20 protein-coding genes are annotated in these 15,509 nt (G+C 62.7%); 12 read left to right on the top strand and 8 right to left on the bottom strand.

What is annotated here, in order from left to right; genetic code table 11:
• Window positions 1-4: 4 nt before the first annotated feature.
• Window positions 5-319, bottom strand: coding sequence for a hypothetical protein (locus AC1D10_RS02580; protein ID WP_477268767.1), 315 nt, complete (start codon window positions 317-319; stop codon window positions 5-7).
• A 42-nt stretch (window positions 320-361) separates the two neighbouring features.
• Between AC1D10_RS02580 and AC1D10_RS02575 the strand changes: the two genes are divergently transcribed.
• The 7 genes from AC1D10_RS02575 (at window position 362) to AC1D10_RS02545 (ending at window position 6,443) form a co-directional block, all read left to right on the top strand.
• On the top strand, window positions 362-1,183 hold the full coding sequence (locus tag AC1D10_RS02575) for a pyruvate, water dikinase regulatory protein (protein WP_477268766.1): 822 nt from the start codon (window positions 362-364) through the stop codon (window positions 1,181-1,183).
• A gap of 82 nt (window positions 1,184-1,265) precedes the next feature.
• On the top strand, window positions 1,266-1,865 hold the full coding sequence (locus AC1D10_RS02570) for a Maf-like protein (RefSeq protein WP_477268765.1): 600 nt from the start codon (window positions 1,266-1,268) through the stop codon (window positions 1,863-1,865).
• Window positions 1,858-2,700 (top strand): shikimate dehydrogenase, encoded by an 843-nt coding sequence (locus AC1D10_RS02565; protein WP_477268764.1) that lies wholly within the window; start codon window positions 1,858-1,860, stop codon window positions 2,698-2,700. Before AC1D10_RS02570 ends, AC1D10_RS02565 begins: the two co-directional genes overlap by 8 nt.
• Window positions 2,697-3,302, top strand: coding sequence for a dephospho-CoA kinase (coaE, locus tag AC1D10_RS02560; protein ID WP_477268763.1), 606 nt, complete (start codon window positions 2,697-2,699; stop codon window positions 3,300-3,302). The genes AC1D10_RS02565 and coaE overlap by 4 nt, the downstream gene beginning before the upstream one ends.
• 76 nt (window positions 3,303-3,378) lie before the next feature.
• The gene (gene dnaQ / locus AC1D10_RS02555; RefSeq protein ID WP_477268762.1) at window positions 3,379-4,089 is read left to right on the top strand and encodes a DNA polymerase III subunit epsilon; all 711 of its coding nucleotides are present in this window, start codon (window positions 3,379-3,381) and stop codon (window positions 4,087-4,089) included.
• Window positions 4,090-4,390: 301 nt separating this feature from the next.
• Complete coding sequence (locus tag AC1D10_RS02550) at window positions 4,391-5,080, top strand: tetratricopeptide repeat protein (RefSeq protein WP_477268761.1); 690 nt, start codon at window positions 4,391-4,393, stop codon at window positions 5,078-5,080.
• A 37-nt stretch (window positions 5,081-5,117) separates the two neighbouring features.
• Window positions 5,118-6,443 carry an adenylate/guanylate cyclase domain-containing protein gene (locus AC1D10_RS02545; protein WP_477268760.1) on the top strand — a complete coding sequence of 442 codons (1,326 nt, stop codon included), beginning with the start codon at window positions 5,118-5,120 and terminating at the stop codon, window positions 6,441-6,443.
• Window positions 6,444-6,629: 186 nt separating this feature from the next.
• On the opposite strand, the gene secB is transcribed toward AC1D10_RS02545, so the two are convergent.
• Together secB and AC1D10_RS02535 are read right to left on the bottom strand one after the other, a co-directional pair.
• The gene (secB, locus tag AC1D10_RS02540; RefSeq protein WP_379094290.1) at window positions 6,630-7,133 is read right to left on the bottom strand and encodes a protein-export chaperone SecB; all 504 of its coding nucleotides are present in this window, start codon (window positions 7,131-7,133) and stop codon (window positions 6,630-6,632) included.
• 124 nt (window positions 7,134-7,257) lie between these two features.
• Window positions 7,258-7,758, bottom strand: coding sequence for an FxsA family protein (locus tag AC1D10_RS02535; RefSeq protein WP_477268759.1), 501 nt, complete (start codon window positions 7,756-7,758; stop codon window positions 7,258-7,260).
• 214 nt (window positions 7,759-7,972) lie between these two features.
• On the opposite strand from AC1D10_RS02535, the gene AC1D10_RS02530 reads away from it, so the two are divergent.
• The 4 genes from AC1D10_RS02530 to AC1D10_RS02515 are packed head-to-tail and all read left to right on the top strand — an operon-like array spanning window position 7,973 to window position 10,718.
• Window positions 7,973-8,680, top strand: a complete 708-nt coding sequence (locus AC1D10_RS02530) for a Tim44/TimA family putative adaptor protein (RefSeq protein ID WP_379094286.1) — start codon at window positions 7,973-7,975, stop codon at window positions 8,678-8,680.
• Window positions 8,681-8,705: 25 nt separating this feature from the next.
• On the top strand, window positions 8,706-9,812 hold the full coding sequence (mltA, locus tag AC1D10_RS02525; RefSeq protein WP_477268758.1) for a murein transglycosylase A: 1,107 nt from the start codon (window positions 8,706-8,708) through the stop codon (window positions 9,810-9,812).
• Window positions 9,809-10,339, top strand: coding sequence for a Smr/MutS family protein (locus AC1D10_RS02520; protein ID WP_477268757.1), 531 nt, complete (start codon window positions 9,809-9,811; stop codon window positions 10,337-10,339). Before mltA ends, AC1D10_RS02520 begins: the two co-directional genes overlap by 4 nt.
• A gap of 10 nt (window positions 10,340-10,349) precedes the next feature.
• Window positions 10,350-10,718 carry a helix-turn-helix domain-containing protein gene (locus tag AC1D10_RS02515; protein WP_379094280.1) on the top strand — a complete coding sequence of 123 codons (369 nt, stop codon included), beginning with the start codon at window positions 10,350-10,352 and terminating at the stop codon, window positions 10,716-10,718.
• A 91-nt stretch (window positions 10,719-10,809) separates the two neighbouring features.
• On the opposite strand, the gene AC1D10_RS02510 is transcribed toward AC1D10_RS02515, so the two are convergent.
• From AC1D10_RS02510 to AC1D10_RS02495, 4 genes are all read right to left on the bottom strand, one after another.
• Complete coding sequence (locus tag AC1D10_RS02510) at window positions 10,810-11,040, bottom strand: hypothetical protein (RefSeq protein ID WP_477268756.1); 231 nt, start codon at window positions 11,038-11,040, stop codon at window positions 10,810-10,812.
• Between the two features lie 188 nt (window positions 11,041-11,228).
• On the bottom strand, window positions 11,229-11,846 hold the full coding sequence (locus AC1D10_RS02505) for a transglutaminase-like cysteine peptidase (protein WP_477268755.1): 618 nt from the start codon (window positions 11,844-11,846) through the stop codon (window positions 11,229-11,231).
• Window positions 11,847-12,107: 261 nt separating this feature from the next.
• A complete protein-coding gene (locus AC1D10_RS02500; RefSeq protein WP_477268754.1) occupies window positions 12,108-13,385 on the bottom strand; it encodes a polyhydroxyalkanoate depolymerase in 1,278 nt (425 codons plus the stop codon).
• A gap of 310 nt (window positions 13,386-13,695) precedes the next feature.
• On the bottom strand, window positions 13,696-14,061 hold the full coding sequence (locus AC1D10_RS02495) for a septal ring lytic transglycosylase RlpA family protein (RefSeq protein ID WP_477268753.1): 366 nt from the start codon (window positions 14,059-14,061) through the stop codon (window positions 13,696-13,698).
• 309 nt (window positions 14,062-14,370) lie between these two features.
• Here AC1D10_RS02495 and AC1D10_RS02490 point away from each other — a divergent pair, with 309 nt between their 5' ends.
• A complete protein-coding gene (locus AC1D10_RS02490) occupies window positions 14,371-14,556 on the top strand; it encodes a hypothetical protein (RefSeq protein ID WP_477268752.1) in 186 nt (61 codons plus the stop codon).
• A 153-nt stretch (window positions 14,557-14,709) separates the two neighbouring features.
• Here the strand turns inward: AC1D10_RS02490 and AC1D10_RS02485 are convergent, their stop codons facing one another.
• Entirely contained in the window at window positions 14,710-15,501 is a 792-nt protein-coding gene (locus tag AC1D10_RS02485; protein WP_477268751.1) for an ATP-binding cassette domain-containing protein, read from the bottom strand.
• Window positions 15,502-15,509 lie beyond the last annotated feature (8 nt).

Genomic DNA, 15,509 nt, shown 5'->3' with positions numbered 1-15,509 from the left:
ATATCTAAGATTCTTCTGATTCTAAGAGTCTGTTGGTTGTGGTGGTTGTCACCTGTCCCGCTTTGCCCCGCAAAACACCAGCCAGCATATTGTCGCGCGCTTCGCTTTCCAAACTGTAGGGTTCTGGGGAAAGCCAGGAATCCGTCACTGGAGTCAAGGCGTTAGGAAATGCCGGAAAAAGCTCGTCCTGTGGACAGATGATAGTCAAAGGAAGCCATCCCCAGACTTGTCCCCAACCGCCCGACGAAGCTGACAGCACAACGAATTGTGGACAAACTGCCATCTGATACAGTCGCCTGTGACCGGCGCGTTTTTCCATCCCGCTTTATCCACAGCCGCCCACAGCCTGGAGTGACCCCCTGTGAACAAACCCCAGAGCTTCTTCCATCTGCACCTGATTTCCGACGCCACCGGCGAAACGCTGCTCGCCGCCGGCCGGGCGGCTTCCGCGCAATACAAGGATGCGCGCGCCATCGAGCACATCTACCCGCTCATCCGCACGGAAAAGCAGGTGGCCAAGGTGTTCGAGGACATCGAGGAGGAGCCCGGCATTATCCTCTATACGGTCGTCGACCAGAAGCTTGCGCGCGGCATCGACGAGCGCTGCGCGACCATGGGCCTGCCCTGTGTGTCGGTGCTCGAGCCGGTGCTGACCGTGTTCCAGTCTTATCTCGGCACGCCGGCCGGCCGCCGGGTCGGCGCCCAGCATGTCCTCGATGCCGAATATTTCCGCCGCATCGATGCGCTGAACTTCACCATGGAACATGATGACGGCCAGCTGCCGGCCAACATGGACGATGCCGATATCGTGCTGATCGGCATCTCGCGCACGTCGAAGACGCCGACCAGCATCTATCTCGCCAATCGCGGCATCAAGACCGCCAACATTCCCATCGTCCTCGGCGTGCCGGTGCCGGAAAGCCTGGTCAACGCCAAGACGCCGCTGATCGTCGGATTGATCGCGACCGCCGAGCGCATCTCGCATGTCCGGCAAAACCGCATTCTCGGCAACAGCAGCACCTACGAGGCGAGCGACTATGTCGACCGTGCCGCGATTACCGAGGAGCTTGCCTACGCCCGCCAGATCTGCACGCGCCATGGCTGGCCGATGATCGATGTCAGCCGCCGCTCGATCGAGGAAACGGCGGCAGCGATCGTTGCCCTGCGTGGCAAGACGCGCTAGGCGTGGCGATATTCAGGCGATGCCGGCCTGACCTGAATCTCAACAGACCTGGGCGGTGCCGGAAGTCAGGCGCGAAAAAATCATGACCGAGACAATCATCCTCGCTTCGGGCAGTCCGTTCCGCAAAGCGATGCTCGTCAATGCCGGTGTCGACGTCGAGGCGGTTGCGGCCGATGTCGACGAGCGTGCGCTCGAGGCACCTTTGCAGGACAGCGGTGTTTCACCGGAGGACGTCGCGCTTGTGCTGGCCGAAGCCAAGGCCACCGAGGTGAGCGAGCGCCGGCCCGGTGCCCTGGTGCTTGGCTGCGACCAGACGCTGTCGCTCGGCGACGAGGTGTTCCACAAACCGGAAGACATGGAAGGCGCGCGCCGTCATCTGCTGGCGCTGTCGGGCAAGACCCATCAGCTCAACAGCGCCGCCGTGCTGGTTCGCGATGGCGCGGTGCTGTGGCGGCATGTCGGCATCGCCAGCATGACCATGCGCAAGCTCGATCCAGCCTTCATCGGCCGCCATCTCGCCCGCGTCGGCGCCAGGGCGCTGGCAAGCGTCGGCGCCTACCAGATCGAGGGCGAAGGCATCCAGCTGTTCGAGAAGGTCGAGGGCGACCATTTCACCATCGTCGGCCTGCCGCTCCTGCCGCTTTTGGCCGAACTTCGTGATCTCGGAGCGATCGATGGCTGACGCGACAAAGAAGGCCTTCGTCACCGGCCATCCTATCAAGCATTCGCGCTCGCCGAAGATTCATGGTCACTGGCTGGCCAAATATGGCATCGATGGCAGCTACCAGGCCATCGACATCGAGCCGCAAGACTTTGCCGAGTTCCTGGCGACGTTGCAGGCGAACGGCTATCAGGGTGGCAATGTCACCATCCCGCACAAGGAAGCCGCCTTCGTGCTGGTCGACCGCCGCGATCAGGCGGCCGACGAGATCGGCGCCGTCAACACGTTGTGGTTCGAGGATCGCGCCCTGTGGGGCGGCAACACCGACGGCCACGGCTTTGCCGCCAACCTCGATGACCATGCGCCGGACTGGGCAAGCAACGGCCCGGCGGTGGTGCTTGGCGCCGGCGGCGCGTCTCGCGCCGTCATCCATGCGCTGAAGCAACGTGGTGTCGCCGACATCCGCATCGTCAACCGGACGCTGGCCCGGGCGCAGGAATTGCGCGATCGTTTCGGCGCCGGCGTTTCGGCACATGGCATGGCGCAGACCGGCGAATTGCTTGCCGACGCCGGCCTGCTGGTCAACACCACGGCGCTCGGCATGCATGGCAATGAAGGCCTGTCAGCCGATCCGGAGCTGCTGCCGGACCACGCCATCGTCACCGACATCGTCTATGTGCCGCTGGAGACGCCGCTGCTTGCCGCGGCCCGCGCAAGGAAGCTGAAAACCGTCGACGGGCTTGGCATGCTGCTCAACCAGGCCGTGCCCGGCTTCGAGCGCTGGTTCGGCGTGAAGCCGCAGGTAACAACCGAACTGCGCGCGCTCATCGTGGCCGACCTGGTGCCGAAACCATGATCGTGCTTGGCCTCACCGGCTCGATCGGCATGGGCAAGTCGACCACGGCAAGGATGTTTGCCGAGGCCGGCGTGCCGGTTCATGATTCCGACGAGGCGGTGCATCGCCTCTATGCTGGCAAGGCCGCACCCCTGGTCGAGGCCGCCTTTCCCGGCACGACCGTTTCCGGCGTGGTCGATCGCGCAAAGCTTGGCGAGCGTGTGCTCGCCGACGCCGCCGCGCTGAAGCGGCTCGAGGCCATCATCCACCCGCTGGTGCGTGCCGATGCCGATGCCTTCCTCGCGCGCAATCGGGCCGCCGGCGCGCCGCTTGCCGTGCTCGATATCCCGCTTCTGTTTGAGACCGGCGGCCGCAACCGCGTCGACAAGGTCGTCGTCGTCACCGCGCCGGCCGAAGTGCAGCGCCAGCGCGTGCTGGCGCGGCCGGGCATGACGCAAGAAAAGCTGGCGTCGATCCTGGACAAGCAGGTGCCGGATGCGGAAAAGCGCCGTCAGGCCGATTTCATCGTCGACACCGGCCAGGGGATGGATGCCGCCCGCGCCGCCGTCGCGGCGATCATTGCCGAACTCTCCGGGGATAAGTCGGGCAGGGCCGGCTCCTGACGGCAGGCCGTCAGCATTGCCCATTGCCATTTTGTTCCAGTCTCATGATTCTGCTCGCTTGGAGCGGACTGATTCGATGCGCGAGATCATCTTCGATACGGAAACCACCGGCCTCGATTCGCGCGACGACCGCGTCATCGAGCTTGGCGGCATCGAACTGGTCAACCGTTTCCCGACCGGCAAGACCTTCCACCACTATATCAACCCTCAAGGGCGGGCGATCCACGCCGAAGCGCAGGCCGTTCACGGCATCAGCATGGCGGACCTCGCGGGCAAGCCGACCTTCGCCGAGATTGCCGAGGAGTGGCTGACCTTCATCGACGGCGCCAAGCTGGTCGCCCATAACGCGACGTTCGACGTCGGCTTCCTCAATGTCGAATTCGGCCGGCTGGGTCACCCGGTCATCGACAATGGCCGTGTTGTCGACACGCTGGCGCTGGCGCGCCGCAAGCACCCGATGGGTCCCAATTCGCTCGACGCGCTTTGCCGGCGCTACGGCATCGACAACACAAGGCGCACCAAGCACGGCGCCTTGCTCGATTCCGAATTGCTGGCCGAGGTCTATATCGAGCTGATCGGCGGCAAGCAGGCGGCTCTCATCCTCGACAGCGCGACAGCGCCGGCCCAGGGCAATGAGAATGTCCGCCAGATCGAAATCACCATCAGCCAGCGCCCGGCGCCCTTGCCGCCGCGCCTGACCGCCGCCGAGCGCGACGCGCATGCCGGGATGGTCGCCACGCTCGGCGAAAAGGCGCTGTGGCTGAAGGTTGCCTCCTGGACGCCATAGCGACGGGTAGAACCCGAATCCTTGCCGGATTTGTTTCTGGCATGCGGCAGCCGAGATCGTTGGTGACACCGATATAGATGATGCCGCCTTCTTCTGGCTCGCAGTCATGAGCGCGTCCCTGAACTCGCGCGGACACCCCGCGCGCCGCTGACACTGCGCTTCGGACCGGCCGTCGCCTCGACCAAGCCTTGAGTCGCATTTGCGCCTTGACCGACCACCTAGAGCGAGATCATGATCGAACTTGTATTAGCTATGCCATAAGTTTGCGCCCAGGTTGTCCCGCGTCAAAGGACTACCATTCATGAGCTGGCGGCGAGAAATCATTGCGGCTGTATTGATCGGCGTTTCGTCGTTCGCGCACGCTTCCATCATAGATGACGCTGAAGACGCAATCGCGCGCGCAGATTATGCAGCGGCAATGAGAATGCTGGAGCCGCTTGCAGACGCTGGGAACGCAGTGGCTGAGAATGATATTGGATGGCTCTACTATGAAGGTTTAGGCGTCGCTCGCGATGAAGCCCGTGCGGTGAATTGGTTCCTCAAGGCCGCAACCCAAGGCCAGCCGGCTGCGCAGTTGAACCTTTGGGATGCGTATCTGAATGGCCGCGGCGTTAGCGCTGATGAAGCCAAAGCGACAACTTGGCTTCGCGCTGCGGCAGACCAGCGTCTTCCCTGGGCGCTGGTTGAACTAAGTTTCGCTCACCTTGAAGGCCGCGGCGTCCGACAAAACGCAGACGAGGCATTTCGTCTGATGCAATTGGCTGCCGATCAGGGTCTGCCATTTGCCCAGAATGAACTGGGTTGGATGTACGAAACCGGGCTTGGTACTTCGCCAAACGATGATCAGGCGATTGCCTGGTACCGACAAGCGGCAAAGAATGGCAACACATCCGCGGGCTGGAACGTGGAGTACATGTATCGGTCGGGCAGAGCCGCTCCCGTCGATCCCTCGGAGGCAAAGCAATGGAATAGGAGGCGAAATTTCCGTTAGGGTGCCACTCTGAGCGCTTGTGCGGATTGGGCGGCCGATGAAAACTCACATCCGTCGATTGGGCATGCGGTTAAATGTGGTCCTCCAAGCGGTGCTACGCCGAGGGATTCCGCATGATGGGGTGGCATCGGGCCGGCGCGTTTATGTGGTAAACGTGGTTGCGTTGGGAGCGGCTTCCATCTGTCTGTTTTTCTGCGGCTTCAATATGGTTGCAGGAGCCGTTCATCACGACAGGTTCCTAGCGATAAATCTTGTCGCCAGTTTGTTATTTCTGTCGGTGCCACTCACAAACGGCTTCTCAAACGCCGTTGCAGCTTACCTTCTGTTGGCTTTCATGTTCGTGATTGTGGTGCTGTTGGCGCTGCTGTCTGGGAGGGATTCCGGAGCACATTTCTTTCTAATTTCCGCCGGACCGATTCTACCGCTGCTACTGGGTACCCGGCGGCCGATACTTGTTGCAGCGTTTACATTTATTGCTATTTCGACGTTCTTGGTGCTTGAATTCACACTACCGACGCTGGTGTTCACCGGGCGCCCTTGGCTTCCGCAAATACGCAATCCGTTTTCCGAGTCGCTAGATATTGGATTTGACGATAGCGTCTTCATCTTGTCGATGTTCGCCCTTGAGGCAGTTTTGGCCTGCACAACGTTCGTTGCCTTCCGCCTGGCGGAGTCGGCCGAAGCGTCCCTGCAGCGAGAATACGCTCGGTCTGAGCTTCTCCTGCAGAACCTCCTGCCAAATCCCATAGCAACGCGCCTCAAGGAGCGTCCTGACAGCGTCATTGCGGACAAGTTCGATTCGGTGACCGTTCTTTTCGCAGATGTTGTCGGTTTCACATCAAGCGCAGCGCGCAAGCGACCAGAGGAACTTGTGGCATTCCTTGAGCGCATTTTTGGGGAATTCGACCTGTTGGCAGAAAAGCACGGCCTGGAAAAAATCAAAACGATTGGCGACGCTTACATGGTGGCCGGAGGAATGCCGATTCCTGCTGAGGGGCACACAAACTCGGTCGCGAACATGGCTCTGGACATGATCAATGTGGCAGGGCGCCTGACCGTCGAATTCGGTGAGGAAGTCGCAGTTCGCATCGGATTCCACTCCGGGCCTGCTGTCGCAGGTGTCATAGGCCGTCGCAAGCCTTTCTACGATGTTTGGGGTGATACGATAAATGTAGCGGCTCGGATGGAATCCTCCGGTGTACCCGGGCGTATTCAAATTACCCCAGAAGTGAAGCGCGTCTTAGGAGCAAGCTACACGTTCGAGGAGCGTGGAACGGTCAACGTGAAGGGTAAGGGCCAAATGCCACTTTTCTTCCTCACGGGTAGGTCCATCGACGATCCCGGCGTCGGAGGAGTTCGATAATTGCTTCGGCTACGGCGGCCGAGATCGATGGAGGATGACGGAGGCGTTGGGGGTCTGCTGCCAATCGCAAATGACGAAATTTGGGAACCGGTGACAGGCCTGCGTTCAGAAATTTGCCACACTCTTCTCAAAACAAAAAACCCGGCGCGAGGCCGGGCTTTTCAAACGCTACCGAGACAGCAGGCCTCAGCTCACCTTGACGTTGGACGCGGCCTGGTCTTCGGCCAGCTTCTGCTGGAACATTTGCGCGAAATCGATCGGGTCGAGCATCAGCGGCGGGAAGCCGCCATTGCGCGTCGCCTCGGCGATGATCTGCCTGGCGAAGGGGAACAGCAGGCGCGGGCATTCGATGAACAGGATCGGCAGCATGTGTTCCTGCGGGAAGCCGGCGATCGCGAACACGCCGCCATAGACCAGCTCGACATTGAACAGCACTTCCTGGTCGAAGGAGGCCTTGGCGTTCAGCGTCAGGTTGACGTCGAACTGCTTGTCGGAGAGCGGGTTGGCGTTGACATTGACGTTGATGGCGATGCCGGGGGCCTTGTCGCGGCCGCGCAGCGAATTCGGCGCGCCGGGGCTTTCGAAGGACAGGTCCTTCACATACTGGGCCAGCACGTTGAGCGACGGCTGCGCCGCGGTGTTGCCGTTTCCGTTGGCCGCGCCGACCGGCGCGTCATCTTTGCTGGCCATAAGCCTTCGTCCTCTTGCCTGGGCAGCATCGCTGACCGAATTGAAATCGGGCGTTCGCTACCATGGTCGGCATGACAAGACAAGGTTTGCCGCCTTGCTTCGGGCGAAGCAGGCCAGACGCTGCCTACTCGTCCTTGAGGCGTCGCCAGGGAGAGTTGTGGTCCGGGCCGCGCGCATAGTCGTCGCTGCGCGAATAGTCGCCATCGTCGAGGTCGATGGTCTTGTCGCGCTGCCGGCCGCGGAAGCCGCCGGTGCTGAAATTGGTGGCCAGCACGACGCGGCCCTTCAAGGCCCGCCAGGCGAGATCCCGGATCGGCGGCAGGAGCAGCAGCAGGCCGATAATGTCGGTGATGAAGCCGGGGATGATCAAAAGGATCGCCGCCAGCACGATCATCGCGCCATGCGCGAGCTGGCGGCTCGGATCGCGGCCGGCGTCCATCTCGGCCCGGATCCGCGTCATGACGCTGAACCCCTGGTGTCGGAGCAGCAGCGCGCCGGCGATGCTCGACGCCAGCACCAGGCCGACAGTCGCCAGCGCGCCGACCTGGCGCCCGACAACCACGAAGCCGGCGATTTCCAGCAGCGGAAGCGCGAGGACAAAAAGCGGAAGGAACGAAATGCGCAAGTCTTGCCAACCCTCTCGATCGTTTGGCCGTTTCGATGTTTTGGCCGCCGGCGAGCAATCGCCGCTGGCACTGAGGCTGTTAGATAGGTATGCCTGCCTTTGATTTGAATGATTGCGCCTTGCGTTCTATATGCTTTGAATGTTGAACGCTATGCGACCGTGGCCTTTGGGGCCGGCGGTCTGGCCACGGGGCAGGGATTGATTGGCGGAAGATATGGGATTCTTCGACTTCGGCACGATTTTCTTCCTGATTGCGGCGGTGGTCATCTTTTTCCAGCTGCGTAATGTACTGGGCCGTCGCACCGGCAGCGAACGGCCGCCCTTCGACCCCTATACGGCGGCCCGCAGCGGCGACAAGGATGCCGCCCAGAAATCCGAGAATGTCGTGTCGCTGCCGCGCAAGCGGTTGCCGGGCGAGCCGGCGGCCGACACCTATGCGGCGATCGACGCCTTCGCCAAGCCCGACACCGACCTCAACAAGGGTCTGCGCACGATCAAGGACAATGATCCGTCCTTCGAGCCGAAGGGCTTCGTCGACGGCGCCAAGATGGCTTATGAGATGATCGTCATGGCCTATGCCGACGGCGATCGCAAAACGCTGAAGAACCTGTTGTCACGCGAAGTCTTTGACGGCTTTGTCGCCGCGATCGGCGAACGCGAGGCCAAGGCGGAAAAGATCCAGTCCTCTTTCGTCGGTATCGACAAGGCCGACATCGTCTCGGCCGAGATGAAGGGCGGCGAGGCGCATGTCACGCTGCGCATCATCAGCGAGTTGATTTCGGCGACCCGCGACAAGGCCGGCGCCGTCATCGACGGCGACCCCGAAACCGTGGCCGAGGTCAAGGATGTCTGGACCTTCGCCCGCGACACACGCTCGCGCGATCCGAACTGGAAGCTCGTCGCCACCGAGGAAGAAGACTGAACCCGGCACAAGCCGCGAGGCTCCGGTGTCGCTATCGCCTCTCTTTGTCGCCAGGTCTTTTGCCGATCTCCCCGGCTGGGGCGACGATGACCATCTGGCGGCCTTCGCGGCCTTTCGCCGTTCCGCCTTTCATGTCCTGACCAAGCCCTATCGCAGCGGTTCGCTCGGCGTCGACTTCGACGCTTTTGCCGAGGCCTATGCCGAGGCGCGCTTTGTTTCGCCGGCGAATCGGTCGCAGGCCCGCGCCTTCTTCGAGCGCCATTTCACGCCCGTGCACATCCGCGCCGAGCATGGCGGCGCCGGCCTCGTCACCGGCTTCTATGAGCCCGAGGTCGAGGCATCACCGATACGAACGGACCGCTTTTCGGTGCCACTGCTGTCGCGCCCGGTCGATCTCGTCGATATCGATGACGCCAACCGGCCGCGCGGCATGGATCCCTACCTCGCCTTTGCCCGCCAGACGCCGGATGGACCGGTCGAATATCCCGACCGGGGCGAGATCGAGCGCGGCGCGCTTGACGGCAAGGGCCTGGAAATCGCCTGGCTGGCCGAGAAGGTCGATGCCTTCTTCATTCACGTGCAGGGTGCGGCACGGCTCGCCATGACCGATGGCCGGCTTCGCCGCGTCACCTATGCCGCCAAATCCGGCCAGCGCTTTACCGGGCCTGGCAAGATTCTCAGCGAGATTGGCGAAATTCCGCTGGAAAAGGTGACGATGCAGTCGATCCGCGCCTGGTTCAAGGCGCACCCTGATCGTATCGACGAGATCCTTTGGCAGAACCGCTCCTACATCTTCTTCCGCGAGGCTGATGTCGAGGACGCGGCCCTTGGCCCGATCGCCGCCGCCAAGGTGCCGCTGACACCGGGCCGCTCCATCGCCGTCGACCGCCTGCTGCACACATTCGGTACGCCGTTCCATATCGATGCGCCATCCTTGACGGCTTTCGACGCAAAACCGTTCCGCCGCCTGATGATCGCGCAGGACACCGGCTCGGCCATCACCGGACCGGCGCGCGGCGATCTCTTCGCCGGCTCGGGCGATGCGGCCGGCGAGATCGCCGGCGTGGTGCGTCATGCGGCGGATTTTTATGCGTTGATCCCGCGCGCGCTCGTTCCGGATGCGAATCGATGACCCGGCGCCCGGATAAGCTTAGCGAAGACGACCGGGTGCTGTGGAACCTGGTGGCGCGCACCGCCAAGCCGCTCAAGGGCAGGATCGCCGTCGATATTCCCGACATTCCTGCCGAGGCCAGGCCAACGCCGTCGCAGCCGGCCCAGCCCGTGGCCAATCAGCCAGGCGCGGCAAAGCCGAAGGCGCAGCATGTCGCCCATGCGCTCGACGAACCAACGCTGGACAAACTGTCGAAGGGCCGGCTGCCGATCGAGGGCCGCGTCGATCTGCACGGCCTGACCCAGGACGAGGCCTATTCGCTGCTGTTCTCGTTCCTGCACCGGGCGCATGCCGGCGGCATCCGCTATGTGCTGGTCATCACCGGCAAGGGCTCGTCCTCGGGCGGCGACGGGGTGCTGCGGCGGGCCGTGCCCGCCTGGCTGTCGACGCCTGCCTTTCGGCCGCTGGTCTCCAGCCACGACCATGCCGCCCGCAACCATGGTGGTTCGGGCGCGCTCTATATCCGGTTGCGCAGGCTGCGCGCATGAGGATGGGCGCATGACCCCGTTCGGCGAGAAGCTGCGGACGCTGCGAAGCGAGCGCGGCGTCAGCCAGAAGGACATGGCGGCGGCGATCGGCGTCAGCGCCGCCTATCTGTCGGCGCTGGAGCATGGAAGGCGCGGTGCGCCGACCTGGACGCTGATTCAGAAGATCATCGGTTATTTCAACGTCATCTGGGATGACGCCGAGGAACTGGCGCGGCTGGCCGAAGCTTCGCACCCGCGCGTGAAGCTCGACACGTCGGGCCTCAGTCCCGCCGCCACCGAGCTCGCAAATCTGCTGGCCGAGAACATCGAAAAACTCGACGAGGCGGAACTGCGCCGCATCACCGCGTCGATCCGCGCGGCACTGGGTCGCCAGGCGTAACCTGGCGGGTCCGCCAGGGGCGCGAGTTTCCCGCGCGCGCGCCGGCGTTCGCTTCACCTGAAGGGCCCGCCGGCGTTCAGCAGTGATGAGATCATTTTTTGCCGGCAGCGCCATTATTTCCACGGCCGCCCTTGTCGCCATGGTCGTTGCCGTTGTTTCCACCGCCCAGACAGTTCGAGTCGCCGGCACTGCAACAGCGCCCGCTCCACAAATCGTTGGTCAACGTCTTGGCGCAGCTTATGGTCTGGTCGGCGAAGGCCGATCCGGCCATTCCAGACACCGCGACGGCGGCAAGCAGTGCATTACGCAAAAGTGCAGTCATTTGAAGTCTCCATGGTTGGTTTCCGTCTACGGCCATGTGTCGTCGGCCGGGAGGAAATGGTTCACGGAGAAATGCGAGATTTGTCGGAGGTTGGCATGATGCGCGCGGCGCTAAGCCAGTAGCAAGACGCCGGCGGGACAGCGCGGAGGATCGCCGACCCTTCGCGAAGTCGCTCTGTTTGCCTACGGCTACTGGACCGAGCCGACCAGGACCTGTTGGCCACCACGGATCGAGACCCAGCGGCCGGTGTTGTCGATCGCCTGCCGCTTGAGGAAGCGGTAGCCGGTCTGGTCCCACGCCTTGACCTTGTCGTTCAGATTATCGAGCACATAGTCGCCGTCGTCGGTGCGCACCGTCAGCACCGCGTGGCCCTCGCCGTCCGGCTTGCGCACGACCGTTATCAGAAGGTCGGCAAGCGATATGCCCATGCGCGAAAGCTGGCGCCGCTTCTCCAGCACGTAGTCCTCGCAGTCACCGACGCCCTTGTCGGGATAGGCCCAGACTTCGTCCTTGCCGTAGATTTCCATGTCGCTCATCGGCTTGACGGCGGCATTGACCCTGGCGGTGACGTTGATCAGCTTGCGCATCAGCCCGTCGGTCATCGCGGCCGGCGCGAGATTGGCGGGGCGGATCGAGCATTCGCCCGGATGGAGCTTGCAGAAATCATAGTGGCCGATCGGCTGTGAGGTGAGGCCCCCGGTCGCCATCGCTCCGGCCGCCAAAGCCGGTGCCACCCAGCCTCCCGTTACTGTCAGCCCGGCCGCCACATACGCGCGCAGCCTTCGCGCCATTGGTGAGGAAATCATTGTCCCCGCTCGCCCTTTGTTATTAACGAAAGGTTAAGGGGGATTTACAGTCCGTGTCAATTACGACGGCGGTCGGATTGATAGCATGGTTACCCGAGGGGTAGGACAGCGGCACTTGTGCAACAGAATCGGCCCGTCGGCCACATTTTACCGGCCAATTGGCCCGGATTGTCGCTGCTGGGTCGCGTTGGCACGGTTTTAGCTTTTGTCCCTATGCATGTCGTTGTCCAAAAACCGCTGCGCACTTTTGGACGACATGCACTATCGCTTGGCGCTGCGGACCAGCCTCGGCTTCACCGCCACCCGGTCCTGGCGGCCATAGCTGGTGATGAAGTCGACGATGCGCGGCACGATTTCGGAGCGGAAGCGCGAGCCGTTGAACACGCCGTAATGGCCGACCGCCGGCTGCATGTAGTGGGCATGCCTGTCGGCGGGGATGTTGGGGCACAGATCATGCGCCGCCTTGGTCTGGCCGAGGCCGGAAATGTCGTCGTTCTCGCCTTCGACCGTGAACAGGGCGACGTTGCGGATGTCAGACGGATCGATCCTGGTGCCGCGATGCGTCATCTCGCCCTTGGGCAAGGCATGGCGCACGAAGACGGTGTCGACGGTCTGCAGGTAGAATTCGGCCGTCAGATCCATCACCGCCAGATATTCGTCGTAGAAATCGCGGTGCTTCTCGGCGTTGTCGCCATCATGCTTCACCAGGTGCATGAAGAATTCCTTGTGGGCGATGATGTGGCGGTCGAGGTTCATGCTCATGAAGCCGGACAGCTGCAGGAAGCCGGGATAAACCTCGCGGCCGAAGCCCGGCACCGGCCAGGGCGCCCGCATCACGACATTGTCGCGGAACCAGTCGATGCCTTTTTCCTCGGCCAGCAGATTGACCGCGGTCGGGTTGCGGCGGGTGTCGATCGGTCCGCCCATCAAGGTCATCGTCGAGGGCACGAAGGGGTCGCCGCGCGTTTCCATCAGCGCCACGGCGGCCAGCACCGGCACCGAAGGCTGGCATACCGCCATCACATGCGTATCGGGGCCCAGCGTGTGCAGGATGTCGATGATGTAATCGATGTAGTCGTCGAGATCGAAGCTGCCGTCGGCGAGCGGAACCATGCGGGCATCGACCCAGTCGGTGATGTGCACGTCGGCATAGGGCAGCATCGCTTCGACGGTGCCGCGCAGCAGCGTCGCGTAGTGGCCCGACATCGGCGCCACGATCAACAGCTTCGGATCCGGCCGGCGCCCGGCAGGCACGGCGCGTTCGAAGCGGACGAGATTGCAGAACGGCCGCGACCACACCGTCTTCTCGGCGACTTCGACGCTCTTCCAGTCGATCACCGTCTTGGTGAGGCCGAATGTCGGCTTGCCGTAGCGGCGCGTGGTGCGCTCGAACAGTTCGGCGGTCGCCGCGATCGAACGGCCCCAGGGCGTATGGGAAAACGGATTGAGCGGATTGGTGTAGAACAGGCGGACCGCATCGGCATAGAGGCGCGCGGGCTGCACGGCGGCATGGTTCATTTCATAGAGCTGGTAGAACATCGAGAACCCCGCTGCTGCATGCGACCGAAGGGACGACGAGCAGCGCCATGCCTTTGATATCTCGCGGGGAGGTTAACAACTAATTGCTGCGATGCAATACGTCACTTGGCGTGACCAACGCTTCTTTCGTCCAAAGCCTTGAAAATCCGGCCCGAACGGCGCAGCCGGCTCACTGTGCGTTGCGAAGTGTGTACGAAATGTGTCCGGCCGGCCGGACACTCCGACCATGATCCCGAAAAGTGGATTGCGGTTTTCTCGGACAAACGGAAAACCGTTTTGTCCAGAGATTATGGTCCAGGCAACAGCTGCGTCACACGCGCGCCATGCAGACGGAGGTATGGCCGGAGCCGATGAAGCCGAGCTGGCCGGCGGCACCCTTCGACAGGTCGAGCACGCGTCCCCTGATGAACGGGCCACGATCGTTGATGCGCACGATGACGCTGCGGCCGTTGTTCTTGTTGGTCACCCGGAGCTTGGTGCCGAAAGGCAAGGTGCGATGCGCGGCGGTCATCGCCGAAGGATTCATGCGCTCGCCCGATGCGGTCTTCGAATGCAGCGCGTACCAGGAGGCACGGCCGCACTGGCCGGCGGCGGTTGCCGAAGTGGCGGAAGCGCCGACCATCAGGCCAGCAGCGATCGTTACCGCGACAAGCGCGGTCTGTTTTGTAGTATTCATATTTGGGGGATGGCTCCGTTTTTGACAGACCCCAGCCGTTATGTGTCGAATAAGGCGACAAATGCGGCAAGTATCTGGCGGTTCCATGGCGGCGGCACACGTTTGGAGTCGCTGGGTAATAGTCTGTTAGGGATTTTCGCCAGGCCGGTAATCAATTCTCGATGATCTTGGTGCTGAAGTCGGGGACTTGTTTGACAAGATCGAGTGTTGATATCCAAGTAGAAGTGAACGCGGTCTGGTCACTTCCTTCAGTTCTTTCATCGTGCCCACAACGCCGCAACCGATCGACTTCGAAAGGGAGATCCGTCAATGAGACTGACCAAAAATCTGCTGGCGTTGATTGTGCTTGCCATCGGCGTGCTGTGGTCGCTGCAGGGCGTCGGCGTGGTCGGCGGCAGCTTCATGACCGGCCAGTCGCAATGGCTCTATGTCGGCCTTGTCACCGCGCTGGTCGGTCTGGTGGGACTGTTCTGGGCCAACCGTTCGCGGGTGTGAGTTGTGAACGAGCACTGGCGATCCTTCGCGCGGGCATCGCAAAGGGTGGTGTCTGTCCTGGAACAGCTGGTTGCGATTGGCGAAAACGCCCATCGCAGTTGAGAAGGGCTTCGGCCAATCCCGAATGCCTACAATGCTCCTGCCCCGCAGGAGCTAGCCGAACAGCCGATCCAAAATCCTGCCTTCGAGGCGGGCAAGTTCGACCGAACCGCGCCGCCGTGGCCGTTCCACCGGCACATCCAGGTCAAGCGCGATCTTGCCGGCATTGATCACCACGACCCGGTCGGCGAGCGCTACCGCTTCGGCGACATCATGCGTGACCAGCACGGCGGTGAACTTTTGCGCGAGCCAGATGCGTTCAAGAAGCTGCTGCATCTCGATGCGGGTCAAGGCGTCGAGCGCCCCCAGCGGCTCGTCGAGCGCCAGGATCTGCGGGTGGCCGACCAGCGCGCGGGCCAGCGCCACGCGCTGCTTCTGACCGCCGGACAGTACCGACGGCCATTCGTCGGCGCGATCGGCGAGCCCGACCTCGCCAAGAATGGCGCGCGCGCGTTGCCTTGCGCCCGCGCCGGAGGCGATGCCGGTCAGCCCGACCTCGACGTTTTTCACCACGCTGGCCCAGGGCAGCAGCCGCGGCTCCTGGAACATGAAGCGCGTGCGGCTGTGGCCTTCCTCTTCCGATCCAAATGTCAGCGACCCGGCCGTCGGCCGGTCGAGCCCGGCCAGCAGCCGCAAAAGCGTGCTCTTGCCGCAGCCGCTCTTGCCGATGACGGCGACGAACTGCCCAACCGGCACGTCGAGGTCGACGCCGTCGAGCACGGCCTTGTCGCCGAAGCGCTTGCCGACATTCCTGAAGGCGAAGGCTCGCCGTCCTTCGACGGAGCCGATGGGCCGCGCTGGAGTGGCGACGAAGGAGCGGGCTGCGGTCAGGCTGGCGGCTGTCATGGGCACTG

Source organism: Mesorhizobium sp. P2_A8, from assembly GCF_056404935.1.
Note: the sequence above shows the minus strand (reverse complement) of the source record. Positions and strands in the feature narration are given on the sequence as shown.

Excerpts from the sequence above, each read along its gene's own strand:
- AC1D10_RS02580 (WP_477268767.1), bottom strand. The coding sequence starts at position 319 with ATGGAAAAACGCGCCGGTCACAGGCGACTGTATCAGATGGCAGTTTGT.
- AC1D10_RS02570 (WP_477268765.1), top strand. The coding sequence starts at position 1,266 with ATGACCGAGACAATCATCCTCGCTTCGGGCAGTCCGTTCCGCAAAGCG.
- AC1D10_RS02565 (WP_477268764.1), top strand. The coding sequence starts at position 1,858 with ATGGCTGACGCGACAAAGAAGGCCTTCGTCACCGGCCATCCTATCAAG.
- coaE (WP_477268763.1), top strand. The coding sequence starts at position 2,697 with ATGATCGTGCTTGGCCTCACCGGCTCGATCGGCATGGGCAAGTCGACC.
- dnaQ (WP_477268762.1), top strand. The coding sequence starts at position 3,379 with ATGCGCGAGATCATCTTCGATACGGAAACCACCGGCCTCGATTCGCGC.
- AC1D10_RS02550 (WP_477268761.1), top strand. The coding sequence starts at position 4,391 with ATGAGCTGGCGGCGAGAAATCATTGCGGCTGTATTGATCGGCGTTTCG.
- AC1D10_RS02545 (WP_477268760.1), top strand. The coding sequence starts at position 5,118 with ATGAAAACTCACATCCGTCGATTGGGCATGCGGTTAAATGTGGTCCTC.
- secB (WP_379094290.1), bottom strand. The coding sequence starts at position 7,133 with ATGGCCAGCAAAGATGACGCGCCGGTCGGCGCGGCCAACGGAAACGGC.
- AC1D10_RS02530 (WP_379094286.1), top strand. The coding sequence starts at position 7,973 with ATGGGATTCTTCGACTTCGGCACGATTTTCTTCCTGATTGCGGCGGTG.
- AC1D10_RS02520 (WP_477268757.1), top strand. The coding sequence starts at position 9,809 with ATGACCCGGCGCCCGGATAAGCTTAGCGAAGACGACCGGGTGCTGTGG.
- AC1D10_RS02515 (WP_379094280.1), top strand. The coding sequence starts at position 10,350 with ATGACCCCGTTCGGCGAGAAGCTGCGGACGCTGCGAAGCGAGCGCGGC.
- AC1D10_RS02510 (WP_477268756.1), bottom strand. The coding sequence starts at position 11,040 with ATGACTGCACTTTTGCGTAATGCACTGCTTGCCGCCGTCGCGGTGTCT.
- AC1D10_RS02505 (WP_477268755.1), bottom strand. The coding sequence starts at position 11,846 with ATGATTTCCTCACCAATGGCGCGAAGGCTGCGCGCGTATGTGGCGGCC.
- AC1D10_RS02500 (WP_477268754.1), bottom strand. The coding sequence starts at position 13,385 with ATGTTCTACCAGCTCTATGAAATGAACCATGCCGCCGTGCAGCCCGCG.
- AC1D10_RS02495 (WP_477268753.1), bottom strand. The coding sequence starts at position 14,061 with ATGAATACTACAAAACAGACCGCGCTTGTCGCGGTAACGATCGCTGCT.
- AC1D10_RS02490 (WP_477268752.1), top strand. The coding sequence starts at position 14,371 with ATGAGACTGACCAAAAATCTGCTGGCGTTGATTGTGCTTGCCATCGGC.
- AC1D10_RS02485 (WP_477268751.1), bottom strand. The coding sequence starts at position 15,501 with ATGACAGCCGCCAGCCTGACCGCAGCCCGCTCCTTCGTCGCCACTCCA.